The sequence below is a fragment of the Paenarthrobacter sp. DKR-5 genome (assembly GCF_018531425.1).
Lineage (GTDB): Bacteria > Actinomycetota > Actinomycetes > Actinomycetales > Micrococcaceae > DKR-5.
This window is the reverse complement of sequence record NZ_JAHBOI010000001.1, coordinates 492,630-514,876: the sequence shown is the minus strand read 5'-3', so window position 1 is coordinate 514,876 and position 22,247 is coordinate 492,630. Positions and strand designations below refer to the sequence as shown.

Sequence of the window (22,247 nt, the reverse complement as noted above, 5' to 3'; positions counted from 1 at the left end):
GGCCGCAGGAAGTCGGGGGCTGCTCAGGCGAGCAGCGCAGCGACCCCCATCAGAGCCGGAATGGCGACGACCGTGGTGATCAATACGATGTCCTTGGCCATCGCGACGCCGCTTTCGAACCGGGCCGCCGCGACAAACACATTCTGAGCGCTCGGAAGGCCTGCCATGACGACGACGGAGAAGAGTGCGTGACCCTCCAGCCCGAGCAGGTAGTGGCCGGCGAGGAAGGCCGCGAGCGGCTGGAAGACGAGCTTCGAGATCGCGGCCAGCAGCACATCGGGCCGGGAGTCACCGGCCTCAAGCACCTTTGAGCCGTACATCGACACACCGAACGCGAGCAAGGCGCCGGGCACCGCCACGCCGCCCAGGAGTTGGAACGGTTCCAGCACGAGATCCGGCGGGTGCCAGCCGGTGATGGCGAGCGTCAGGCCCAGCAGCGAGGCAATCAGGATCGGGTTGCGCGCGAGCTGCCGCCCCACGCCGCGCAAGGAAGCCGGCCGGCCGCTGGCCGTAACGTCCATCAGGGTAAAGAACAACGGGGTGAAGAAGGCGAGCTGGAAAATCAGCACGGGCGCAGCGAACGAGGCACTCCCTAGGACGTAGACCGCGATCGGAATTCCCAAATTGGAGGCGTTCACCAGCGAGGCGCCCATGGAGCCGACGACGGCGCTGATCCCGGAGCGCCTCCAGAACACGCGGGCGATAAGCAGGTAAAGCCCGGCAGAGGCGATTGCGCTGACGGCCGCCACAACCAGTGAGGAGGAGAAGACTGCATGCACGTCGGTCCGGCTCAGATTGACCAGCATCAGCGCCGGCGTGCCAACGAAGTAAACGAGCCGGCTGAGCACCACGGGCGCATGGTGGCCGAGCAGGTTGTAACGGCCGATGACGTACCCGCCCAGGATGACGGCCCAGATGACGGAAAAGCCGGTGATGACTCCGATCATGCGAATTTGTTGGACGGTTTTGTCATGCTCATTACCCTAATTGCCACAGCAGCCGGACGGGCCGCAGGCCGCGCGGGGCCGAGGGCAGTTCCGCTCAACTTTCCAACGTTGTAGAGTTGTCCATTCAAGCAATGCCGCCAGCGGGGCAGGCACGAAAGAAGGGGTGCCATGGCCATCACGATGCGCGAAGTGGCGGTTGCCGCGGGGGTGTCGATTAAGACGGTCTCCAACGTCATCAACAATTACCCCTACATCCGCCCGGACACGCGTGAGCGGGTGCTGAAGTCGATCGAGGAGCTCGGTTACCAGCCCAACCTCTCGGCCCGCGGCCTGCGCTCGGGGCGGACCGGCGTCATCAGCCTCATTATCCCGGACCTCAAAAACGCCTACTTCGCGGAACTTGCCGACGCCGTCATGCGCGCTGCGGCCAAGCACGGCCTCGTGGTGATTATCGAGCAGAGCGGCGGCAAGCGGGAGCGGGAGCTGGAAATCCTGCACGGACCGCGGATGCGCATGGTGGACGGCGTGCTCTACAGCGTCCTGGGCCTCGGCCAGGAGGATGCAGCTCTGATCGAGATCCCGACGCCGATGGTGCTGCTCGGTGAGCGGATTTTCAACGGGCCCACGGACCACGTAACGATGCGCAACACTGAGGGTGCCGAGGCGGCCACGGAGCATTTGCTCTCGCTGGGCAGGAGCAGGGTCCTGGCCTTCGGTACGCACCCCAACGAGGTGATCGGTTCGGCAGGGTTGCGTCTGGCCGGCTACCGGCGCGCCCTCGAGGCCCGCGGCCTTTCCTATGACGAAGCGCTCGCCGTCAACGTGCAGAGCTGGCACCGTGCGGACGGGGCGGCCGCCATGCGGGGGGTGCTCGACTCCGGGCTCGACTTCGACGGCGTCGTTGCGTTCAACGACGTGATCGCGCTCGGAGCGATGCGGGTGCTCCAGGAGGCCGGGCGCCGCATTCCTGAGGATGTCGCCCTCATCGGATTCGATGACATCGACGAGACCCGCTACACCCTTCCTACTCTTTCCACTATCGATCCAGGGCGGGAGGAGATCGCCGAAACCGCAGTGCGCATGCTGCTGGAGCGGATCGAAAGCGGCGGCATCCCCCCGCGCGAGCACGAAGCGCAATTCCGCCTCGTTCCGCGGGAGTCCACGGGGACTGCAGCGCACTGACCTGCGCCTCCGGCCTTTTTACAGACAACCCTTGACATTGTGATGTGGCTCTCACCAAGATAGGTCTACAACGATTACCTACAACGATGTACACATCGTTCCGGTGCCATTGTTAGCGTTCACAACGCTGATCTCCCCCTGCCGCAGCGGCAGCTGATTGTCCGACAACGAAGTCCTACAGAAACTCCACCGAAGGGAACACAGTGAGAAAGAAAGCACTTGTTGCAGCGCTTTCAGCCACGGCGCTGGCGGCCACGCTGGCGGGCTGCAGCGGCGGCGGTGACAATGCCTCGGCGGACACCGCCCAGAACTGCACCAACAAGATCGTCCACCAGGATGCCCCGAAGGTCTCCGTCTGGGCCTGGTATCCGAACATGAACAAGGTCGTGGACAACTTCAACAACGCGCACACCGATGTGCAGGTCTGCTGGTCCGTCGCGGGCCAGGGCTCCCCGGAGTACGCCAAGTTCCAGACCGCAATCGAGGCCGGCAAGGGTGCGCCCGACGTGATCATGCTCGAGGCCGACCACCTGACCGGCTACGAAATCCAGAATGCGCTCGTGGACCTGAGCAAGTTCGGCGCCAACGACGTGAAGAAGAACTTCAGCGCCGGTGCCTGGAAGGACGTCTCCCAGGGCGACGCCGTCTATGCGATCCCCGTCGACGGCGGCCCAATGGCGATGATCTACCGCAAGGACATCTTCGAGAAGTACAACATCACCCCGCCCACCACCTGGGCCGAATACGAGGCCGCGGCGCAGAAGGTCAAGGATGCCGGCGGCCCCGTCTTCGGCGACCTCGGCAGCAATGTGCCGGCGTGGCTCACCGCGCTGATGGCCCAGAAGGGTGCGGTTCCGTTCACATACGACCTGGCGGACCAGAAGAACATCTCCATCAACCTGGACAGCCAGCCGGCCAAGGACGTCCTCAACTACTGGGCCGAACTGTCCAAGAAGGGGTTGGTCGGCAAACAGGACCAGTTCACCACGGACTACATCTCCGGCGTCGTCGGCGGCAAGTACGCCACCTACGTTTCCGCGGCATGGGCCCCGGGTTACCTGACCGGTGCCGGCGTGGGCAAGGGCAGCGAGAAGGGCCAGTTCGCCGTCGCCCCGCTCCCGCAGTGGGACAAGAGCAGCCCCGTCTCGGTCAACTGGGGCGGTTCCACCTTCGCGGTGACCACCCAGGCCAAGGACCAGAAGCTCGCAGCGGAGGTCGCCAAGGGGCTCTACGCCGATGACGCCTCGCTCACGGACGGCTGGAAGACGCAGACTATCTTCCCGCTGAACCAGGGTGTGCTGAATTCCAAGGAGTTCATCGGCAACCATGTGGACTTCTTCGGCGGCCAGACGGCCAACAAGGACATCTACATCCCCGCGGAGAAGGCCTATAAGGGCTTCAGCTACAGCCCGTTCACGGTCTACTACTACGCGCAGCTGCAGGCGGAGACCGTCAAGATCAACGCGGGCCAGATCACTGGCGAGCAGGCAGCGACCGAGCTGCAGAACACCATGGTGACCTACGCCAAGAGCCAGGGCTTCACCGTCAAGTAGCCGGACAGCTCCCGGGCCGTGCGCTGCAACGCGCACGGTCCGGGCCGGCAGGGACACCTCGACAAGGAAATGCAGGAAAGACCATGGCAGATCACGGGTCAATGACGACGACGTCGGCGCCCCCCGCCGTCGCCGCGCCGGCGGGGGCACCCCCGTCGCCCCGCCGGAAGGCAGCATCGGGGAGCGAGAAGATGGTGGCGCGCAGGGCGCGGGTGGGATGGGTTTTCATAGCCCCCTTCGCCGTCGTCTTCGTTGCCTTCCTCCTCGCCCCGCTGGCGTACGCGCTCTACTTGAGCCTCTTCACGAAGGGACTCGCCACCGGCACGAAGTTCAGCGGCCTGGACAACTACGTGCGGGCCTTCAGCGACCCGTCGTTCCTCAAGGGCGTCTGGTTCGTGCTCAGGTTCTCCCTGGTGCTGATCCCGGTGCAGATGGCGGTGTCCCTCGGGGCGGCCCTCGTCCTGGACAGCCTCACCACCCGGCTGGCCCGGTTCTCCCGGCTGATGATCTTCCTGCCGTACGCGATCCCCGCGGTAATCGGCGCGCTGATGTGGGGCTTCCTCTACAGCCCCACGTTCGGCCCCCTGCAGCAGATCGCCTCGCTCGTGCACGCCCAGGCACCGTTCCTGCTCAGCCAGGACAACGTGTTCTACGGCCTGCTCAACGCGGTCACCTGGCAGTGGGCCGGGTACTACATGATCATCATCTACGCCGCGCTCCAGGGCATTGATCCCACGCTCTACGAGGCAGCCCGGATCGACGGCGCGAACGTCTGGCAGATCGCGCTCCGGATCAAGGTGCCCATGGTGTCCTCTGCCATGGTGCTGATCCTGGTCTTCGCCCTGATCGGCACGCTGCAGTTCTTCTCCGAACCCCAGATCCTTGCGCCGATCGCCAACGGCAGCATCACCCCGGACTTCACTCCGAACATTTACGCCTACAACCTCGCGTTCAGCTACGCCCAGTTCAACTACGCCTCCGCGATCTCGTTCGCCCTCGGCATCATCGTCTTCATCGCCGTCTACGTCTTCATGTTCGCCACCCGCAAGCGAGGGAGTTCCCTGTCATGAGCGCCTTGACCACTACTGCGCCGGAGCTGGCCCGCCGGCCCCGGCCGCGGCGGAATGTCGTTGCCCATCTGTTCCTTGCGGTCCTGGTGCTTTACTTCCTGGTCCCCATCTGGTGGCTGATTGTGGCCAGCACCAAAGACGCCCACGGCCTGTTCTCCGGTTCCGCCGGCGCGCTGTGGTTCGACAGCAACTTCAACCTGGTGGCGAACCTGCAGGACCTGTTCACCTACAACGGCGGCGAATACCTGCACTGGCTGGGCAACTCCTTCCTGTATGCCCTCAGCGGCGGCCTCGGCGCCACCGCAATCTCGGTGCTGGCCGGCTACGGCTTCGCGAAATACAGGTTCCGTGGCCGGAACTTCGCCTTCGCCCTGCTGCTCGGTTCGGTCATGGTCCCGTTGACCGCGCTGGTCATCCCCACATTCATCCTGCTCTCCAACCTCAAGCTCACGGACACCGTCTGGGCCGTGATCCTGCCCTCCCTGCTCAGCCCGTTCGGGGTGTACCTCATGCGCGTTTACACCGCCGACGCCGTGCCCGACGAACTGCTCGACGCCGCCCGCGTGGACGGCGCCGGCGAGTACCGGATGTTCTTCCAGGTCTCGCTGCCGCTGCTCCGGCCGGCCGTCGTGACGGTCCTGCTGCTCTCCGTCGTCGGGACCTGGAACAACTACTTCCTTCCGCTGGCCATGCTCTCCACGTCAAGGCTCTACCCGCTGACCGTGGGCATCGGGCTGTGGGAGCAGCTTGCTTCCGGCAACAACGGCGGCGGCCACTCGCTCTGGAGCCTGATCATCATCGGCTCCCTCGTTTCGATCATCCCGCTGGTGGTGGCCTTCCTGACCCTGCAGAAGTACTGGCAGGGCGGCCTCTCCCTCGGCAGCCTCAAGTAGAAAGATCACCATGGTTACCGCACGCCTCACGATCGACCCGCATTTCGCGGTCGGCCCCGTCAACCGTCGCCTGTTCGGCTCGTTCGTCGAGCACCTCGGACGCTGCGTGTATGACGGTATCTACGAGCCCGGCCATGCCGCTGCCGACGCTGAAGGCTTCCGGAAGGACGTCATCGAACTCGTCAAGGAACTCGGGGTCTCCACGGTCCGCTACCCGGGCGGCAACTTCGTCTCCGGCTTCCGCTGGGAGGACAGCGTCGGCCCCCGCGGAGAGCGTCCGCGCCGGCTCGACCTGGCCTGGCACTCCACCGAGACCAACGAAGTCGGCCTGCACGAGTTCGGCAGCTGGCTGGAGAAGGTCGGGAGCGAACTCATGCTCGCGGTGAATCTGGGCACCCGCGGAACCTTGGAGGCACTGGACCTGCTCGAGTACTCCAACATCCGCTCCGGGACGGCGCTCTCCGAGCAGCGCGCGGCGAACGGCCGCGCCGAGCCGTTCGGCATCAAGATGTGGTGCCTGGGCAACGAGATGGACGGGCCGTGGCAGCTGGGCCACCGTTCAGCGGAGGACTACGGCAAGATCGCCTCGCAGACCGCCAAGGCAATGCGCCAGATGGATCCCTCGGTGGAACTGGTCGCCTGCGGCTCCTCCGGTGCACACATGCCCACCTTCGGCGAATGGGAGCGCGAGGTGCTCACGCACACCTACGAGGACGTGGACTACATCTCCTGCCACGCCTACTACGAGGAAAAGAACGGTGACCTCGCGTCCTTCCTGGCCTCCGCCGTGGACATGGACAGGTTCATCGAGTCGGTGGTGGCCACGGCGGACCACGTGAAGGCTGTCAACGGCAGCGACAAGACGATCAACATCTCGTTCGACGAGTGGAACGTCTGGTACCTCGAGAGGTTCGAAAAGGTCGACAAGATCCAGGGCCTGGACAACTGGCCGGTCGCCCCGCGGCTGCTCGAGGACGTCTATTCGGTGGCGGACGCCGTCGTCTTCGGCAACCTGCTGATCTCGCTGCTTAAGCACGCGGACCGGGTCACCTCCGCCTCCCTGGCCCAGCTGGTTAACGTCATCGCCCCGATTATGACCGAGCCTGGCGGCCCGGCCTGGCGGCAGACCACCTTCTTCCCGTTTGCGCTGACCTCCCGCCTGGCAGCGGGCGAGGTGCTGGCCACCAAACTGGAGTCGCCCGGCTACGACACCGCCGTCTACGGCACGGTCCCGCTGATTGACGCGGTGGCCACGCACGACGCCGACAGGGGCACGACGTCGGTGTTCCTCGTCAACCGGTCGCAGGACGAGGAAGCCACCATCACCGTGGACCTGGGCGCCCTGGAGGGCGTGATCCTGCTGGACGCGCAGACGCTCTCCGATGCCGACTTCTACGCGAAGAACACGCTGGAGGAGCCCGAACGGGTCGGCCTGTCCCGGAACAAGAGCGCCGAGGTGCGGGACGGTTCGGTCACCGTCACGCTTCCGCCGGTCTCCTGGACGGCCTTGAGCCTGGGCTGAACACTTGATGAAACGTCATTGAAGGAGGATCCACCATGTCCCGCGCACGCATCACGCTTGACCGCGACTTCACCATCGGTGAAGTACCGCGCCGCCTTTTCGGCTCCTTCGTGGAGCATATGGGCCGCTGCGTCTACACCGGCATCTACGAACCGGGCCATCCCGAAGCGGATGAACACGGGTTCCGCCAGGACGTGCTCAGGCTCGTAAAGGAGCTCGGTGCCACCGTCGTCCGTTACCCGGGAGGCAATTTCGTCTCGGGCTACAACTGGGAAGACGGTATCGGCCCGCAGGAAAGCCGTCCCCGCCGGATCGACGGTGCCTGGCACACGATTGAAACCAATGCCTTCGGCCTGCATGAATTCGTCGACTGGTCCCGCAAGGCCGGAGTGGAGGTGATGGAAGCGATCAACCTCGGTACGCGTGGCGTGGACGCGGCACGCAGCATCGTTGAATACGCCAACCATCCCGGCGGAACCGAGCTGTCGGACTTGCGGGCGAAGAACGGCCACAAGGATCCGTTCAACATCAAGCTGTGGTGCCTGGGCAACGAGATGGACGGACCGTGGCAGATCGGCCACAAGACAGCGGACGAGTACGGCCGCATCGCCCAGGAGGCAGCGAAGGCCATGCGCCTGGTGGATCCGGGCATCGAACTGGTCGCCTGCGGCAGCTCCAATTCGCGCATGCCCACCTTCGGCGCCTGGGAGCAGACGGTCCTCACCCACACCTACGACGTCGTCGACTACGTCTCGCTGCACGCCTACTACCAGGAGCACAACGGCGACGCGGAGAGCTTCCTCGCCAGCGCGGTGGACATGGACTACTTCATCGAATCCGTGGTTGCCACGGCGGACGCGGTCCGGGCCAAGGGCAAGCACAAGAAGCACATCAACCTCTCCTTCGACGAGTGGAACGTCTGGTACCAGCGCGGACGCGACACCGAGGATCAGCTCGCGCAGATCACGGCTGCCGGCAAGTGGCGGGAACACCCGCGGCTCATCGAGGACAACTACAACGTTACGGACGCCGTCGTCGTCGGCACGCTGCTGAACTCCCTGCTGCGCCACGGGGACCGGGTTAAGATCGCCAACCAGGCCCAACTGGTGAACGTGATCGCCCCCATCCTGAGCGAGGAGAACGGTCCTGCCTGGCGGCAGACCATTTTCCACCCGTTCGCGCGGATGGCGGAGCTGGCCACCGGGCAGATCCTGCGGCTGTCGGTTGATTCGGACCAGTACGACAATGCGCGCTTCGGCAGCACCGACCTGGTGGACGTCTCCGCGACGTGGAACGAGGAGACCGGCAGGCTGGCCCTGTTCCTGGCCAACCGCGGCCTTGAGGACGCAGCCGACGTCGAGGTGGCGCTCCGCGGGTTCGACGCGCGGCAGGTGGTCCGTGCCGAGGTGCTGCAGGTACCCGACGGCAAGGACCGTTTCCTCACCAACACCGAATCCGGGCAGAACAGCGTGGGCCTGCAGGCGCTCGACGGCGTGAAGGCCGAGGGCGGCGAGCTCCGGGCCAGCCTGCCGGCGCTGTCCTGGGCCGTGATCGAACTGGACGTGGCCAAGAACTGAAGCTGCAAGGGCCGCAGGGACGGAAGACCGTGTTGTTTCCGTCCCTGCGGCCCTACCGTTTTAGAGGACGCTAGCTCAGCACGTGCCGACCTCTAGGAGCGCAGATGAAGACCGTTGCCGTTACCGGTGCCGCAGGCAAGGCCGGGCGAGCGGTGGTGGCGGACCTGCTCGCGCATGGCTACGACGTCCTCGCCTCGGACCTGAACGCTCCGTCCGAACCGCCGGGGTGCAGCTTCCTGCGGGCAGACCTCACCGACTACGGCCAGGCAGTGGAGGCGCTGGCGGGGGCGGACGCTGTGGTGCATCTGGCGAACATCCCGGCCGACGGACTCTACCCGCCGGCCGTGACGATCAACCGGAACACCGCGATGAACTCCAACGTTTTCCTCGCCGCGGCGCACCTGAAGCTGCACCGCGTGGCGTGGGCATCCTCGGAGACGACGCTGGGACTGCCGTTCGACGTCGACCCGTTGTTCGCGCCGATCGACGAGGCCCACTTTCCGCATCCCACGAGTACCTACGCGCTCTCGAAGGTGCTGGGCGAGCAGACGGCGCACCACGTCTGTGAATGGTCCGGGATCCCTTTCGTGGGGCTGCGCCTTTCGAACATCTTCAGCGGCGCGGATTATGCCCGCGTACCCGGCTTCCAGCACCACGCCGAGCTGCGGCGGTGGAATCTCTGGGGCTATGTGGACGTCCGCGACGTCGCGCAGGCGTTCCGGCTCGCGCTGGAGGCGGACACGCACGGCTCGCAGAACTTCATCATCGCCGCGGCGGACACCATCATGGAACGCCCGTCGGCGGACCTGATGGCCGAGGTCTTTCCGCGGGTCCGGATCACGCGCGAACTCAGGGGCAACGAAACCCTGCTGGAGATCGGCGCAGCAGCCGACATTCTGGGGTACCGGCCGGAGCATTCGTGGCGGGACAACCTGCCCAACGACTACTGAACCTGCCGGACTGGCCTAGCCGGAGTGCTTGAGGGTAGCGAACGGGGGAGTGATGACGCCCGGGGTCAGTGCCTCGGCCGGGTCGTCGCCCAGGCTCACGATGCGGTTGCGCTCGTCGACGTGGACCACTGTGGGCACGTAGTCCTTTGCCTCCGCGGTACTCATTGAAGCGTAGGTGATCAGGATGACCAGATCCCCTTCGTGGACGAGGTGGGCTGCGGCGCCGTTGATGCCCAGCACGCCCGAGCCGCGCTCGCCGGCAATGGTGTAGGTCTCCAGCCGGGCGCCGTTGGTGATGTCCACAATCGAGACGAGCTCGCCGGGGAGAATATCGGCGGCGTCCAGCAGGTCCTCGTCGACGGTGACTGACCCCACGTAGTGCAGGTCCGCATGGGTGACGGTGGCACGGTGGATTTTGGACTTGAACATTGTTCGATTCATAACGACTCCAGTTTAGCCAGCCGGTCAACGCGGGCCGGTTTCACCATTTTCCAGCGTTCCGGGGGTGCGGCTTATTCCCGCAGGCCTGCCGGATCCTCGACACCGCGGTGGCATCCGCGGTAGACATGGCGCAGTCGTGGAGAGGAGCACCAGATGAAGATCACCGACACTTCGGACCTGTGGTGGAAGAACGCCGTCATTTACTGCCTCGACGTTGAGACGTTCTTCGATTCCACCGGCGACGGCTGCGGAGACTTCGCGGGCCTTGCCCAGCGCGTGGACTACCTCAGCGAACTCGGGGTGACCTGCATCTGGCTGATGCCCTTCTACCCGTCGCCGCGCCGCGACGACGGGTACGACATCACGGATTTCTACGGCGTCGACCACCGGCTCGGCAGTCCGGGGGACCTGGTGGAATTCATCCGGACGGCGCAGGACCGCGGTCTAAGGGTGATAGCGGACCTCGTGGTGAACCACACATCCGACCGGCATCCATGGTTCAAGGAGGCCAGGAAGTCGGTGGACAACCCGTACCGTGACTTCTACGTCTGGCGGGCGGACCCGCCGCCGGACACCTCCGCCGAAGTGGTCTTTCCGGACAAAGAGAATTCGATCTGGACCCAGGATGAGGCCACGGGGGAGTGGTACCTGCACCGCTTCTACAAGTTCCAGCCGGACCTGAATGTTGAGAACCCGCAGGTCCGCGACGAGATCGCCAAAACCATGGGGTACTGGCTGCATCTGGGGTTGGACGGATTCCGGGTGGACGCGGTTCCCTTCCTGCTCGAGACCATCGGCCAGAAGCCGGACAAGCAGTTCCCGGACCCGCACCAGTACCTCAAAGCCCTCCGGCGGTTCCAAGGCAGGCGGCAGGGTGACGCCGTCCTGCTCGGAGAGGTGAACCTGCCCTACGAGCAGCAGCTGGAGTTCTTCGGCGGTGACAGCGGCGACGAACTGAGCATGATGTTCGACTTCAACACGATGCAGTACATGTACCTTTCGCTGGCACGCCAGGATGCCGGACCGCTGACCGAGACCTTGGCCGGGCGCCCGCCGATCAACCCCGACAACCAGTGGGCAACCTTCGTGCGGAACCACGACGAGCTCACCCTGGACAAGCTTTCGGAGGACGAGCGGGCGGAGGTCTTCGCCGCCTTCGGGCCGGAAGAGCGGATGCAACTGTTCGGGCGGGGGCTCAAACGCCGGCTCCCGCCAATGCTCGACGGCGATCCGCGGCGGATCCGGATGGTCTACTCGCTGCTCTTCTCCCTGCCGGGAACACCCGTGCTCTACTACGGCGAGGAGATCGGGATGGGGGAGGACCTCGATGCCGAAGGCCGGATGGCGGTCCGGACCCCGATGCAATGGACCGATGGGCCCAACGGCGGGTTCTCGACGGCGCCGGCTTCCCGGCTCATCTCGCCGGTGGTCCAGGGCGGCTTCGGGCCGGAGCACGTGAACGCGGCGCGGGCGCGGCGCGAGCCCGATTCGCTCTGGAACTTCATGGCGGCACTGATCCGCCGCTACCGTGAATGCCCGGAGCTGGGCTGGGGCCGGTTCGAAATGCTGGAACAGCCCGTGACTGCGGTGCTGGCACACCGCTGCGTCTGGGATGCCGACAGCGTCGTGCTGGCCCACAATCTGGGCCCGCAGCCGGCCACCGTCACGCTCGACCTCGCCACCCCGGACCGGACCGCCGAAGCGCTGGACGGCGTCGTGCTGCTGGACCTGCTCGGCACGGAGGACATCACGGTGTCCGCCCAGGGACGGATCGAACTCCAGCTGGACGGTTACGGCTACCGGTGGCTGCGTGTCCCCAACCCCAACGATTCCCGCCTCCCCTGAGGTTTCCTGGAACTACCCATTGCGGCGGCTGCGGCTCGGTGGTCGAATGGGGGGCATGATGGCCGACGACGGATCAGTGCTGCTCGCGATCGGAACCAAGAAGGGACTCTGGCTTGCGCAAAGCCGGGACCGGCAACGCTGGTCGCTGTCCCAGCCGCTTTTCCTCATGCACGAGGTGCCCAGCATCGGCATTGACACCCGCGGCGGCCGGACCAGGATCATGGTCGGCGCACGCTCGGAGCACTGGGGACCGACAGTCTTCCACTCGGATGATCTGGGCCGGACCTGGACCGAGCCGGAAAACGGCGCCATCAGGTTCCCCGAGGACACCGGCTCAGCCCTGGAACGGGTGTGGCAGATCCAGCCGGACACCGCCGGGCGTCCCGGCGTCGTCTGGGCCGGCTGCGAACCCATCTCGGTGTGGAAATCCGTCGACGGCGGCGAACACTTCGAACTCAACCGCGGCCTCTGGGACCACCCCCACCACGACCAGTGGGGCGCCGGTTACGGCGGAGCGGCGGTGCATTCCGTCCTCCCGGCGCCGGACGGCGAGGACACAGTGCACGTGGCGATGAGCACCGGAGGTGTCTACCGGTCCACGGACGGCGGAGCTTCCTGGCAGGCCCGCAACGCGGGAATCAGCGCCTACTTCATGCCGGACCCGAACCCGGAGTTCGGCCAGTGCGTGCACAAGATCGCCCGGGACCCGGAGGAACCGGCCACGCTCTATGCGCAGAACCACCACGGGGTGTACCGCTCCGACGACAACGCGGACTCCTGGCAATCCATCGCCGAGGGCCTTCCGTCGGACTTCGGATTCGTGATGCTCACCCACCCCCGGCGCTCCGGCACCGCCTGGGTGGTCCCCATCAAGGCCGACGGCGAACGCATCCCTCCGGAGGGCAGGCTCGCCGTGCACCGTACGGACGACGGCGGCAGCAACTGGCGTCGGCTCGACTCCGGCCTGCCGGCGCAGGACTTCAACGTGGTGCTCCGGGATGCGGCGGCGGTGGACACGGCGGAGCCCGCCGGCGTCTACTTCGGCACCCGGGGCGGCGACGTCTACGCGAGCGCCGATGAAGGCGACAATTTCATGACGGTGGCAGAGCACCTGCCGGACGTCCTCTGCGTCCGGGCAGCGGTGGTGTCCGGCTGATGGGCGACGTGTTGGTTCGGCTGCCCGGGGTGTTGGAGCCGGCGGCCGGGAACCAGCACACCATCGCCGTCGACTGCCCGGCAGGGGCGACGGTGGGGCAGTTGCTGGATGTCCTCGCCCGTGACTACCCGGTGCTGGGGCGCCGGATCCGGGACGAGACCGGCGCGATCCGGCGTTTCGTGAACCTGTACCTCGACGGGGAGGACGTCCGGCGGCTCGCGGGCACGGATACCGCCGTCGGGCCGGGCCAGCAGGTGGACATTATCCAGTCGGTCGCCGGCGGCTGACCCGACGGCTGCTTCACGGGCGGCTTGCGTCTCAGCTCTTGCGCAGGGGCCTGCCGAGGATGGCCGAGGTGAGAGCTTCCACCAGTTCCTGGTTCGCCACCGGGTTGCTCAGGAGGGTGATGTCGACGTCGCCCACCGGGGGAAGGTCGAAGCGCTGGTTCACCATGACCAGGTCGTCCGGGATGAGTGACTGGCTGAACACGGCGACCCCGATACCAGCACGGACGGCGGCCAGGATGCCGTTCACCTCGCGGACATTGCAAGTGATCCGCCAGGTGCGGCCGGCCCGCTCGAGCGCCTCGATGGCCATCTGGCGGCTCGGGCTCGGAGCCGGGTAGGAAATCAGCGGCACCGGGGAGCCCGGTTCAAGGACTGTCTTCTCCTGGCCGACCCACACGAGCGAGTCGCGCTTGACCAGGGTCCCCTCGCCGTCGCCCGCCTTCTGCTTGATGAAGACCATGTCCAGCTGTCCGGCCTTGAGCTTGCGGTACAGCTGCCCGCTTTGGTTCACCGTGAGTTCGAGGTTGATGCGCGGGTAGAGCTGGCGGAAGTGCCGCAGGATGTTGGGCAGGCGGGTGATGGACAGGTCGTCCGCCGCCCCGAAGCGGAGCCGGCCCTGCATGGCGGTGCCGGTGAAGTACGCGGTGGCGGCTTCGTGCGCGGCGAGGATGGTCCGGGCGAAACCCGCCATCGCGTCCCCGTTGTCGGTCAGGCGCACCTCCCGGGTGTCGCGGGTGACCAGGATGCGCCCGGCGGCCTGCTCAAGCTTGCGCAGGTGCTGGCTCACCGTTGGCTGGCTCAGCTTGAGGCGTTCGGCTGCCTTCGTGAAGCTGCGGGTATCCGCGACGGCGAGAAAGGACCTCAGCAGCACCGGGTCGAACATGCGCACCCTCCTATTACGAATCCCAATGAGACTTATAGACACCATAGCCCGCCGCAATAGGAGAGGCGGCGCGTAGGGTGAAAAACCGAGGCATCCGAACGAAACCGCAGCGCCCGACTCCCGACACCACTGATTACAGGACTGACCGTGACACCCCCGCCCGCACCTGCCGTTGAAACCGCCACCGCTCCCGTCCCCCTCGTCTCCGAGCGTCTTCCCTGGCGCCACACCTTCCTCTCGCTGAAGGTCCCCAATTTCCGCATCTTCGCCGCTTCGCACCTGGTCGCCGTCGTCGCCCTCTGGATGCAACGCATCGCGCAGGACTGGCTGGTGCTTCAGCTCTCCGGCAGTGTGACCGCAGTGGGTGTCACCGTTGCCATGCAGTTCGCCCCGATGCTCCTGCTCGGTCCGCTGGGCGGAGTGGTGGCTGACCGCTACTCCAAGCGGCGGCTGCTGATGATCACCCAGTCGGTTGCCGCTCTCATGGCGGCGGTGCTGGCCGTGCTCGCGCTCACCGGGGTGATCCAGGTCTGGCATGTCTACGCCGTGGCCCTCGTCCTGGGCCTGGTGACCGTCGTCGACAACCCGTCGCGGCAGGTGTTTGTGCATGAGCTCGTCGGACCCCAGCACCTGCGCAACGCCATCAGCGTCAACTCCTCCATCTTCCAGGTCGGGTCCATGCTCGGCCCCGCGATCAGCGGCATCCTGCTCACGACCGTGGGCGGAGGCTGGGCGTTTGCGATCAACGCCGTAGCCTGCTGCGTGACCGTGTTCAGCCTTGGCTCGCTGAAGGCTGAACGCCTCGTGGCGACCCCGGCGGCGCCGCGCGCCAAGGGCCAGCTAAAGGAAGGGTTCGCCTACGCAGTCTCCAAGCCGACGATCCTTTACCCGGCCATCATGGCCGCCTTCGTGGCGGTCTTCGCGCTCAGCACGCCGGTGCTGATGGCGGCCTTCGCGGACCATGTGTTCCACTCCGGCGCCAGCGGCTACGGCCTGCTCAACACGCTGCTCGCCGTGGGCGCGCTCACCGGTGCCGTGACCTCCACGCGCCGCACGACCTTGCGGCTGCGCACTGTCGTGGGTTCGGCCGGCGCTTTCGGGTTCCTGATGGCGCTGGCGGCTTTTGCGCCGAACGAGTTGTCGTTCTGCCTCGTCATGGTGGCGGCCGGCTGCGCGAGCCTGCTGTTCCTGACAGCGGCCAACCAGCTGGTGCAGGTTTCGTCGAACCTGACAATCCGCGGCCGGGTCATGAGCCTGTACATCATGGTGCTGCTCGGCGGCCAGGCGCTCGGTGGCCCGCTGATCGGGTCCCTCGCGGAACGTATCGACCCCCACGCCGCGCTGCTGGTCGCCGGGGGAGTGCCCGCGGTCGCGGCGGTCGTCGTCGCCCTCGTGCTCTCCCGCAAGGGGCACCTGACCCTGACGTTCAACCTCCGGCGCCCGCGAGGCCTGGTGCGGATCGTCGAACGCAGGAGCACACCGGGCTCTTACGCGGCCTGAACCTTGCCAGAGCGCCGTTTCAGCGCCAAGATACGGGTACGGCACCGCCGGGTGCCGCCCGTGAAGGGGAGGGAAGCTGATGCAACCGGTTCAGGGACTCATCTTCGGGGTGCTGGAATGGCTCTTCTGGGTGGTGGCCATCATCTCGGCGGCGGCGGCATTGTTCCGCGCCGAGTCGATCACCACCGGGAACGCGCCGGGCGTGCGCCGCAAAAGCGGCTTGCTGACCGGCCTGTGGGTGCTGGCCACTGCTGCCGCCCTCGCAGGCTTCATCACGGCCATGATCGCCATGCGCGTCGGCGTGACCTGACGGGCCCCCGCTCGGCTGTCGAGGCCGGTTGTTAAGGGCGGCCCGCGCGCCTGCCGGACGCCCGGAGCTTAGCCATGATGACCGCTGCGACCCGGACTACCGCGGTGGCAATCTTCGCCGGGAGCCAAGCCAAAGCCAGGAGCACGGGGTTCCGGACGGCCTGAGCCCGCCGGTCAGGGGCCGAGGTGCCCGCGGCGCTGCGCAGTCCTTTGCGGTCCAGCGGCCCCGGAAGCGGCTTGGGCGACGCCTGCCGAACCTGCCGGGGCGGCTTGGGCCGCGGGTTCAGCTCCTCGGCGGCTGCGGCCGCTGCTTCCTGGCTGATGATGTAGGGCTCGCCTCCGGCTGCCGCGGTGGCGACGGCGTTCATCCAGCCGTCGGGCCCTTCCGGCGCGCCTCTTTCGGCGAAGGCGTCGCGCAGCATGGCGCGGATTTCCGGCGTGCGTTTTCCTTCGGCCCGCTTGGCGACCTCGAGGATGGCGAGCTGCCTGAGCAGATTGTGTCTGTCCTTCTGGTCGAACTCTTCCACTTCGGTCCTTTCGCGCGCCGGGCAGATCCTTTGTTCGCTACTTTATGCGTTCCCGGAGCGGTTCGCGCCAGAGGCCCGCGGTATGGTGCGCAAACGTTGCCTTGGCGCAATGGTCCGGGGATACTTGGCGGTGTGATGGATACGACCGGGCCGGGGGCCGAGGGTGAGATCGATGCCGTGCTGCGGGCGGCGAACGTCCTGTTGCGGGTTGCCGCGAGGTCGGTGGTGGAGGTTGAGGACGTCGTCACGAGCCCGCAGCTAAGGGTCCTCGTGCTGATTGCCTCGCACGGGCCGCGAAACCTCGGCGAGGTCGCAGCGGAGCTTGGGGTGCACGCGTCCAACGCCACCCGGACCACCGACCGGCTGGTCAAGGCCGGCCTCATCGAACGCACGGACGATCCGCGCGACAGGCGTTATGTGCGGCTGGACCTGACGGAGCGGGGCGCGAACCTGGTCAACTCCGTGCTGGCGCACCGCAGGAACGCGGTTGCGGAGGTCTTCGCCGGCATGCCCGCCGGTCTGCGGGCCTCCGTGGCCGGCGCGATGGATGCCTTCGCGGCGGCGGCGGGCGAGGCCGGAACCGAGGACGGCCGCTTCGCCTTGGACCTTCCCCACTAGGGAACGGCTGCCGGAACCGCTGCCGGAGCCGCTGGTGGTGTTCCGGGTGGGGGCGGTGCGGTGGAGTGGTAGGCGTGGCCGGTCGGCGTGGTGAGCCGGATGGTGTGGCGTGGGCCGGGGACCGGTTGGCTGGTGAAGCCGGGGGTCTCCTTGGTGTGGTTGCAGGTTTCGCAGAGTCCCGCGCCGTTGGCGAGGGTGGTGGGTCCTCCGGTGTGCCAGGACCGGACGTGGTCCAGATGCCGGACGGGGGCGTCGCAGTAGGGGGTCCGGCAGATGTTGTCGCGGACCTGGATGAGGCGGCGCAAGCCGGGCGGGAAGAGCCGGGCGCGGGAGTCCATGGCGATCAGGTCTCCGGTGCCGGGGGCGGTGTAGAGCCGGCGAACCCAGACCCGGAAGCTGTCTTCGCCGTCCCGGTCCCCGCCGCCGTCGGACCGGTGGTGGTTGTTGACGCGGGCGCGGGCCCAGGCGGCGGGGAGGATGCCGTAGCCGGGCAGGCGCACAGGTTCGCTATCGGCCTGGAGCAGGGTGCGGTCGGTCATGATGAGCTGGATTTCGATGCCGGCGGCCCCGCCGGGGGTGCCGGTGAGGCGCTGGACGAGGGTGTCGGCCATGAGCTGGCCCCTGCTGCGCGGGTCCCCTGCGGCGCGGGCGGAGTCCGCTTCGCGGGTCAGGGCTGAATAGGCGGCGACTCCGGCGGAGACGGGGAGCAGGGCGGTGAGCCACGCCATGGTGTCCGGGGCCGGGCGCAGGCTTACGAACCGTTCGGTCTCAGCTTTGCGGGCGCGGTCCGTCACGGAGCGGGGGTCCAGCCGGTAGGCGGCCGTGCGGGCCGCGGCGATGAGGGCCCCGTCACCGTGTCCGGCGAGGGTGCCCAGATCGGGGGCGAGGGTAGCGTCGACGGCGCACCGGTCCGCGGCTGACAGGCACGCTGTTTCGCGCACCAGCAGGGCTGCCCGCCATTCGTTCAGGTCCCCGCCGGCGAGGGCGGTCAGGGTACGCGGCATCTCGGTGGTGAGGGCTTTGGCCAGCCCCAGCAGCATGTTCCCGCGGGCCGGGGACTGCCTGCGGGCGAGCGCGATCTGGGTGGCGATGCCCTTGCCGGCCCGGACGGCGGGGATCCCAGCGTCGGCCTGGGCCCCGCGCTGGGAGGCGTCGAACGCGGCGGTGATCCGGGCCTGCCGGGCCGCGGCCGCGGATTTCAGGTCCTCCAAGGCCCGCAGTTCCTCGATCACGGCCGCGTCATCGGGGCACGGGCCCGCAACGGCCAGCGCCGCGGCGAAGGCCCTCGCCGCCTCCGATGGCGGGCAGGATGCCGGGTGCCGGGGAACGAATGAACCGTCCATGACCACACTCTGCCATCCGCCACCGACGGTTTCAGGACGGGGTCAGACCGGGGATGAAGATGTGGATGATCGTGCCAGCCGGAGGCCCTGTGGAGGGAAAATGGCCGTGCCCGGCGCGGAAGAAGTGGAGCGGCTGACGGGAATCGAACCCGCGTATCAAGCTTGGGAAGCTAGCGCTCTACCATTGAGCTACAGCCGCGCGGGACGGCCTGCGCCGTCACCGGGAATCAGCTTACATGAGTGGCGCGGGTGGCTGCATATCGGCGCGGCCGCTCGGGTCTGCGGCGGTGCCGCTCTTTCGTGCGCGTTCAGTGGCTGCCACTGCTTCCTCCAGGAACCGGGTCACCACCGCCAGCTCATCCTCGGTGTGGCCCGCGATCACAGCCCCGATCTCGCGCGCGAGCGGCGCGAACATGGCGCCCCCGGTTGACTGCGCTGAATCGGTCATGGCCAAGGACACCTGCCGCCTGTCCCGGGGATTCCGCTCCCGGTGCACATGCCCGGCACGGTCGAGGCGGTCGATGAGCGCCGTCGTCGCCGGCGAACTCAGCCGCAGCTCCTCGCCAAGCCGGCCCGGCGTGATCGGCTGCCCGCTCCGGCTTGCCTGGGAGAGCACGTTGAGCGCATTGAGGTCCGTCCGGTGCAGGCCGTGGCGTTTGCTCATGTCCTCGACGAAACGCTCGGTCTCGACCGTGAACTGTCGCAGGAGCAGCAGGAGGCGCCCTGCAGTTCCTTCCGGTCGGTCTGTTGGATCTGCCATGAACCCATTGTAGTATCTCCATCATGGAGATACTTGATGATCTAAAGAAGCGTCGGGAGCGCATGGGGTCCCGCCGCTCGCCCGGCATCCCGCCGCGTCCAGTGCGTGTCCTCCTGCCGCTCGTGCTGATCCTGGCATGGCTGGCCGCCGCCTCCTTTGGCGGCCCCACCTTCGGCAAGCTCTCAAGCGTCTCCAGCAACGACCAGGCCTCCTTCCTGCCGGCCAGCGCGGAGTCCACCGAGGCGCGGGACTGGCAGCAGAAGTTCACGGACTCCAAGGCGCTCCCGGCCATCGTCCTGCTGGTGAATGAGGCCGGGATCCCCCGGCGGGACCTTCCCAGGTATGCCGCGCTGGGGCAGTCGCTGCAGAAGGTCGACGGCGTGCAGCAGGGCGACCAGCCCACCGTCGCCGGTCCGATTCCGTCCAAGGACGGCAAAGCCGTCGAATTCATCGTCCCTGTCGCGGACACCGAAAACATCAAGACCGTCGTCGCGTCCCTGCGCAGTGCGGTGCAGAGGAGCCTTCCTGCGGGCGCGACCGCCTACGTCAGCGGTCCCGCGGGCCTGACAGCAGATCTGGTGAGCGCGTTCGCCGGTATTGACGGCATCCTCCTGCTGGTGGCGCTGGTGGCGGTGTTCGTCATCCTGCTGCTGGTTTACCGCTCGATCATCCTGCCGGTACTGGTCCTGCTCACCTCGGTTTTCGCGCTCACGGCTTCCATCCTGGTCGTCTACGCGTTCGCGAGCTGGGGCTGGATCAAGCTCAGCGGACAGAGCCAGGGCATCCTTTCAATCCTCGTCATCGGCGCGGCCACGGACTATGCCCTGCTGCTGGTGTCCCGCTACCGGGAGGCCCTGCACCACACCCCGTCAAAGTGGGTGGCCCTGAGCGGCGCGCTCCGGACGGCGGTGGAGCCCATCGCCGCCTCCGCCGCCACGGTGATTCTGGCGCTGCTGTGCCTGTTGTTCTCGGATCTGAACTCCAACCGCAGCCTGGGTCCGATTGCCGCGATCGGCATCTTTTTTGCCCTCCTCGGCGCGCTCACCTTCCTGCCGGCCCTGCTCGCCGTCTTCGGCCGGGCGGCTTTCTGGCCGTTCCGTCCCAAGCTTCAGCCCGACACCGCACGGCAGGAACCGGCGACCGGGCTGGAGGGGCTGAGCCCGCTCTGGCGCCGCACCGGCTTGCTGGTTTCCCGCCGCCCGCGCACGGTCTGGGCCGTGTCCCTGGTCATCCTGCTTGCCTGCGGTGCGGGACTGCTGCAGCTCAAGGCCAGCGGCGTCGCCCAGACGGACCTGATCCTGCGCCAGTCCGAGGCGGTGGACGGCCAGAAGGCGCAGGCCGAGCACTTTGACGCCGGAACCGGCAGCCCGGCCGTTGTCATCGTTCCCTCCGCCGACGCCGACGCAGCCCTGGCGAAGGTCAAGGCCACGAAGGGCGTGGCGGCGGCATCGTTCTACACCGGCCCGGCCTCCGGGGCGCCGGGGAGCGCCGCCCAGCCGCCGGTCGTCAAGGACGGCCGGGTGCTGATCAACGCGACGCTCGCCAGCGAGGCGGATTCCGCGGCGGCGGAACAGGTGGTCAGGGACCTGCGCAGTTCGGTTCCTGACGCGGCCCCGGGGGCGTTGGTCGGCGGGGTCACTGCGACCGCGCTGGACACCAACGAGACGGCGCAGCGGGACCTGGCCAGGATTATCCCGATCGTGCTCGGCGTCATCCTGCTCATCCTGATGCTGCTGCTGCGTTCGGTGCTGGCCCCGGTGCTGCTGATCGCCAGCGTGGTGCTGTCGTACGGGGCGGCGCTGGGCGTCTCGGCGCTGGTCTTCAACCACGTGTTCGGGTTCCCCGGCGCGGACGCGTCCGTGCCGCTGTTCGGGTTCGTCTTCCTGGTGGCCCTGGGCGTGGACTACAACATCTTCCTGATGACCCGGGTCCGGGAGGAGAGCCTGGCCCTGGGGACGCGCCGCGGGATCCTGCGCGGTCTGGGCGCCACCGGCGGCGTCATCACTTCGGCCGGCGTGGTCCTCGCGGCGACGTTCGCGGCGCTGGGGGTTATTCCGATCCTGTTCCTGGCGCAGATCGCCTTCATCGTGGCGTTCGGCGTGCTGCTCGACACGGTGCTCGTGCGCTCGCTGCTGGTACCGGCGCTCGCCTACGACGCCGGGTCCGTGATCTGGTGGCCGTCGAAGCTGCGTCGAAAGGCTTGACGGCCGCTGCTCAGCGCTCGATCTCGGTGCGGTGGAAATTCAGGTGGCTGCGCGACGCCGTCGGCCCGCGCTGCCCCTGGTACCGGTTCCCGTAGGCGCCGGAGCCGTAGGGATGTTCGGCGGGCGAGGACAGCTGGAAGAAGCACAGCTGGCCGATCTTCGACCCGGGCCAGAGCTTGATCGGCAGGGTGGCGACGTTCGAGAGTTCCAGGGTCACGTGGCCGGAGAAGCCCGGGTCGATGAAGCCCGCCGTCGAGTGCGTCAGCAGCCCCAGCCTGCCGAGGGAGGATTTTCCCTCCAGCCGGGCGGCGATGTTGTCCGGCAGGGTCACCGCTTCGTAGGTGGAGCCGAGCACGAACTCGCCCGGGTGCAGGATGAACGGCTCATCCGGATCCACCTCAACCAGGCGCGTGAGCTCGGGCTGTTCCTCGGCCGGGTCGATGTGGGCGTATTTGTGGTTGTCGAACAGTCGGAAGAACCTGTCAATACGCACGTCCACGCTTGAGGGCTGCACCATGGCCGGCTCGTAGGGATCGAGCACGATCCGCTCGGCGTCGAGTTCGGCTCGGATGTCGCGGTCGGAGATCAGCACCCTCTAAAAATAGCCTATCGGCCCCTGCCCTTCGCCACGGCCGCCGGGTGGGCTAGTCTTCTGCGTAGATCGTTGAACGCCGGGGGGC

The 22,247-nt window shown here is 67.1% G+C and carries 22 protein-coding genes and 1 tRNA gene; 14 read left to right on the top strand and 9 right to left on the bottom strand.

What is annotated here, in order from left to right; genetic code table 11:
- Positions 1 to 23 precede the first annotated feature (23 nt).
- Entirely contained in the window at positions 24 to 947 is a 924-nt protein-coding gene (locus tag KIH31_RS02540; RefSeq protein WP_214425470.1) for an AEC family transporter, read from the bottom strand.
- Between the two features lie 168 nt (positions 948 to 1,115).
- Between KIH31_RS02540 and KIH31_RS02535 the strand changes: the two genes are divergently transcribed.
- The gene (locus KIH31_RS02535; protein WP_214425469.1) at positions 1,116 to 2,129 is read left to right on the top strand and encodes a LacI family DNA-binding transcriptional regulator; all 1,014 of its coding nucleotides are present in this window, start codon (positions 1,116 to 1,118) and stop codon (positions 2,127 to 2,129) included.
- Positions 2,130 to 2,332: 203 nt separating this feature from the next.
- On the top strand, positions 2,333 to 3,682 hold the full coding sequence (locus KIH31_RS02530; RefSeq protein ID WP_214425468.1) for an extracellular solute-binding protein: 1,350 nt from the start codon (positions 2,333 to 2,335) through the stop codon (positions 3,680 to 3,682).
- Between the two features lie 91 nt (positions 3,683 to 3,773).
- Here the strand turns inward: KIH31_RS02530 and KIH31_RS02525 are convergent, their stop codons facing one another.
- A complete protein-coding gene (locus KIH31_RS02525) occupies positions 3,774 to 3,911 on the bottom strand; it encodes a hypothetical protein (protein ID WP_214425678.1) in 138 nt (45 codons plus the stop codon).
- On the opposite strand from KIH31_RS02525, the gene KIH31_RS02520 reads away from it, so the two are divergent.
- From KIH31_RS02520 to KIH31_RS02500, 5 genes are all read left to right on the top strand, one after another.
- On the top strand, positions 3,895 to 4,752 hold the full coding sequence (locus KIH31_RS02520) for a sugar ABC transporter permease (protein ID WP_307857506.1): 858 nt from the start codon (positions 3,895 to 3,897) through the stop codon (positions 4,750 to 4,752). The genes KIH31_RS02525 and KIH31_RS02520 overlap by 17 nt on opposite strands.
- Positions 4,749 to 5,645, top strand: coding sequence for a carbohydrate ABC transporter permease (locus tag KIH31_RS02515; RefSeq protein WP_214425467.1), 897 nt, complete (start codon positions 4,749 to 4,751; stop codon positions 5,643 to 5,645). Before KIH31_RS02520 ends, KIH31_RS02515 begins: the two co-directional genes overlap by 4 nt.
- A 10-nt stretch (positions 5,646 to 5,655) precedes the next feature.
- Positions 5,656 to 7,167: an alpha-N-arabinofuranosidase gene (locus KIH31_RS02510; RefSeq protein WP_214425466.1), complete on the top strand. Its 1,512-nt coding sequence runs from the start codon at positions 5,656 to 5,658 to the stop codon at positions 7,165 to 7,167.
- A gap of 35 nt (positions 7,168 to 7,202) precedes the next feature.
- Positions 7,203 to 8,744, top strand: coding sequence for an alpha-N-arabinofuranosidase (locus KIH31_RS02505; RefSeq protein ID WP_214425465.1), 1,542 nt, complete (start codon positions 7,203 to 7,205; stop codon positions 8,742 to 8,744).
- A 104-nt stretch (positions 8,745 to 8,848) separates the two neighbouring features.
- Positions 8,849 to 9,694, top strand: coding sequence for an NAD(P)-dependent oxidoreductase (locus tag KIH31_RS02500; protein ID WP_214425464.1), 846 nt, complete (start codon positions 8,849 to 8,851; stop codon positions 9,692 to 9,694).
- A gap of 15 nt (positions 9,695 to 9,709) precedes the next feature.
- Here the strand turns inward: KIH31_RS02500 and panD are convergent, their stop codons facing one another.
- Positions 9,710 to 10,135, bottom strand: coding sequence for an aspartate 1-decarboxylase (gene panD, locus KIH31_RS02495; protein ID WP_214425463.1), 426 nt, complete (start codon positions 10,133 to 10,135; stop codon positions 9,710 to 9,712).
- A 153-nt stretch (positions 10,136 to 10,288) separates the two neighbouring features.
- Between panD and KIH31_RS02490 the strand changes: the two genes are divergently transcribed.
- From KIH31_RS02490 to KIH31_RS02480, 3 genes are read left to right on the top strand one after another with little or no spacing between them, the layout of a single operon-like run.
- Positions 10,289 to 11,980 (top strand): alpha-amylase family protein, encoded by a 1,692-nt coding sequence (locus KIH31_RS02490; RefSeq protein WP_214425462.1) that lies wholly within the window; start codon positions 10,289 to 10,291, stop codon positions 11,978 to 11,980.
- Between the two features lie 55 nt (positions 11,981 to 12,035).
- Positions 12,036 to 13,136: an exo-alpha-sialidase gene (locus tag KIH31_RS02485; protein WP_374224838.1), complete on the top strand. Its 1,101-nt coding sequence runs from the start codon at positions 12,036 to 12,038 to the stop codon at positions 13,134 to 13,136.
- Positions 13,136 to 13,423, top strand: a complete 288-nt coding sequence (locus tag KIH31_RS02480) for a MoaD/ThiS family protein (protein WP_214425461.1) — start codon at positions 13,136 to 13,138, stop codon at positions 13,421 to 13,423. The genes KIH31_RS02485 and KIH31_RS02480 overlap by 1 nt, the downstream gene beginning before the upstream one ends.
- Before the next feature lie 31 nt (positions 13,424 to 13,454).
- On the opposite strand, the gene KIH31_RS02475 is transcribed toward KIH31_RS02480, so the two are convergent.
- The gene (locus KIH31_RS02475; RefSeq protein WP_214425460.1) at positions 13,455 to 14,306 is read right to left on the bottom strand and encodes a LysR substrate-binding domain-containing protein; all 852 of its coding nucleotides are present in this window, start codon (positions 14,304 to 14,306) and stop codon (positions 13,455 to 13,457) included.
- A gap of 147 nt (positions 14,307 to 14,453) precedes the next feature.
- On the opposite strand from KIH31_RS02475, the gene KIH31_RS02470 reads away from it, so the two are divergent.
- Both KIH31_RS02470 and KIH31_RS02465 read left to right on the top strand, forming a co-directional pair.
- A complete protein-coding gene (locus KIH31_RS02470) occupies positions 14,454 to 15,806 on the top strand; it encodes an MFS transporter (RefSeq protein WP_214425459.1) in 1,353 nt (450 codons plus the stop codon).
- A gap of 79 nt (positions 15,807 to 15,885) precedes the next feature.
- Entirely contained in the window at positions 15,886 to 16,116 is a 231-nt protein-coding gene (locus KIH31_RS02465; protein WP_214425458.1) for a hypothetical protein, read from the top strand.
- 31 nt (positions 16,117 to 16,147) lie between these two features.
- On the opposite strand, the gene KIH31_RS02460 is transcribed toward KIH31_RS02465, so the two are convergent.
- A complete protein-coding gene (locus tag KIH31_RS02460) occupies positions 16,148 to 16,642 on the bottom strand; it encodes a hypothetical protein (RefSeq protein ID WP_214425457.1) in 495 nt (164 codons plus the stop codon).
- A gap of 135 nt (positions 16,643 to 16,777) precedes the next feature.
- On the opposite strand from KIH31_RS02460, the gene KIH31_RS02455 reads away from it, so the two are divergent.
- Positions 16,778 to 17,260 carry a MarR family transcriptional regulator gene (locus tag KIH31_RS02455; protein WP_250545438.1) on the top strand — a complete coding sequence of 161 codons (483 nt, stop codon included), beginning with the start codon at positions 16,778 to 16,780 and terminating at the stop codon, positions 17,258 to 17,260.
- Here KIH31_RS02455 and KIH31_RS02450 read toward each other — a convergent pair.
- From KIH31_RS02450 to KIH31_RS02440, 3 genes are all read right to left on the bottom strand, one after another.
- The gene (locus KIH31_RS02450) at positions 17,257 to 18,603 is read right to left on the bottom strand and encodes an HNH endonuclease signature motif containing protein (protein ID WP_214425456.1); all 1,347 of its coding nucleotides are present in this window, start codon (positions 18,601 to 18,603) and stop codon (positions 17,257 to 17,259) included. The genes KIH31_RS02455 and KIH31_RS02450 overlap by 4 nt on opposite strands.
- A 125-nt stretch (positions 18,604 to 18,728) precedes the next feature.
- Positions 18,729 to 18,802 (bottom strand) — tRNA-Gly (locus KIH31_RS02445).
- 33 nt (positions 18,803 to 18,835) lie between these two features.
- Positions 18,836 to 19,363, bottom strand: a complete 528-nt coding sequence (locus tag KIH31_RS02440) for a MarR family winged helix-turn-helix transcriptional regulator (protein WP_214425455.1) — start codon at positions 19,361 to 19,363, stop codon at positions 18,836 to 18,838.
- 62 nt (positions 19,364 to 19,425) lie between these two features.
- Between KIH31_RS02440 and KIH31_RS02435 the strand changes: the two genes are divergently transcribed.
- Positions 19,426 to 21,567, top strand: a complete 2,142-nt coding sequence (locus tag KIH31_RS02435; RefSeq protein WP_214425658.1) for an MMPL family transporter — start codon at positions 19,426 to 19,428, stop codon at positions 21,565 to 21,567.
- Positions 21,568 to 21,577: 10 nt separating this feature from the next.
- Here KIH31_RS02435 and dcd read toward each other — a convergent pair whose 3' ends face one another.
- A complete protein-coding gene (gene dcd, locus KIH31_RS02430; RefSeq protein ID WP_214425454.1) occupies positions 21,578 to 22,159 on the bottom strand; it encodes a dCTP deaminase in 582 nt (193 codons plus the stop codon).
- Between the last annotated feature and the right edge of the window lie 88 nt (positions 22,160 to 22,247).

Coding starts and splice junctions, on each gene's coding strand:
- KIH31_RS02540 (WP_214425470.1), bottom strand. CDS start 947: ATGATCGGAGTCATCACCGGCTTTTCCGTCATCTGGGCCGTCATCCTG.
- KIH31_RS02535 (WP_214425469.1), top strand. CDS start 1,116: ATGGCCATCACGATGCGCGAAGTGGCGGTTGCCGCGGGGGTGTCGATT.
- KIH31_RS02525 (WP_214425678.1), bottom strand. CDS start 3,911: ATGAAAACCCATCCCACCCGCGCCCTGCGCGCCACCATCTTCTCGCTC.
- KIH31_RS02515 (WP_214425467.1), top strand. CDS start 4,749: ATGAGCGCCTTGACCACTACTGCGCCGGAGCTGGCCCGCCGGCCCCGG.
- KIH31_RS02510 (WP_214425466.1), top strand. CDS start 5,656: ATGGTTACCGCACGCCTCACGATCGACCCGCATTTCGCGGTCGGCCCC.
- KIH31_RS02505 (WP_214425465.1), top strand. CDS start 7,203: ATGTCCCGCGCACGCATCACGCTTGACCGCGACTTCACCATCGGTGAA.
- KIH31_RS02500 (WP_214425464.1), top strand. CDS start 8,849: ATGAAGACCGTTGCCGTTACCGGTGCCGCAGGCAAGGCCGGGCGAGCG.
- panD (WP_214425463.1), bottom strand. CDS start 10,135: ATGAATCGAACAATGTTCAAGTCCAAAATCCACCGTGCCACCGTCACC.
- KIH31_RS02490 (WP_214425462.1), top strand. CDS start 10,289: ATGAAGATCACCGACACTTCGGACCTGTGGTGGAAGAACGCCGTCATT.
- KIH31_RS02485 (WP_374224838.1), top strand. CDS start 12,036: ATGATGGCCGACGACGGATCAGTGCTGCTCGCGATCGGAACCAAGAAG.
- KIH31_RS02480 (WP_214425461.1), top strand. CDS start 13,136: ATGGGCGACGTGTTGGTTCGGCTGCCCGGGGTGTTGGAGCCGGCGGCC.
- KIH31_RS02475 (WP_214425460.1), bottom strand. CDS start 14,306: ATGTTCGACCCGGTGCTGCTGAGGTCCTTTCTCGCCGTCGCGGATACC.
- KIH31_RS02465 (WP_214425458.1), top strand. CDS start 15,886: ATGCAACCGGTTCAGGGACTCATCTTCGGGGTGCTGGAATGGCTCTTC.
- KIH31_RS02455 (WP_250545438.1), top strand. CDS start 16,778: ATGGATACGACCGGGCCGGGGGCCGAGGGTGAGATCGATGCCGTGCTG.
- KIH31_RS02450 (WP_214425456.1), bottom strand. CDS start 18,603: ATGGACGGTTCATTCGTTCCCCGGCACCCGGCATCCTGCCCGCCATCG.
- KIH31_RS02440 (WP_214425455.1), bottom strand. CDS start 19,363: ATGGCAGATCCAACAGACCGACCGGAAGGAACTGCAGGGCGCCTCCTG.
- KIH31_RS02435 (WP_214425658.1), top strand. CDS start 19,426: ATGGGGTCCCGCCGCTCGCCCGGCATCCCGCCGCGTCCAGTGCGTGTC.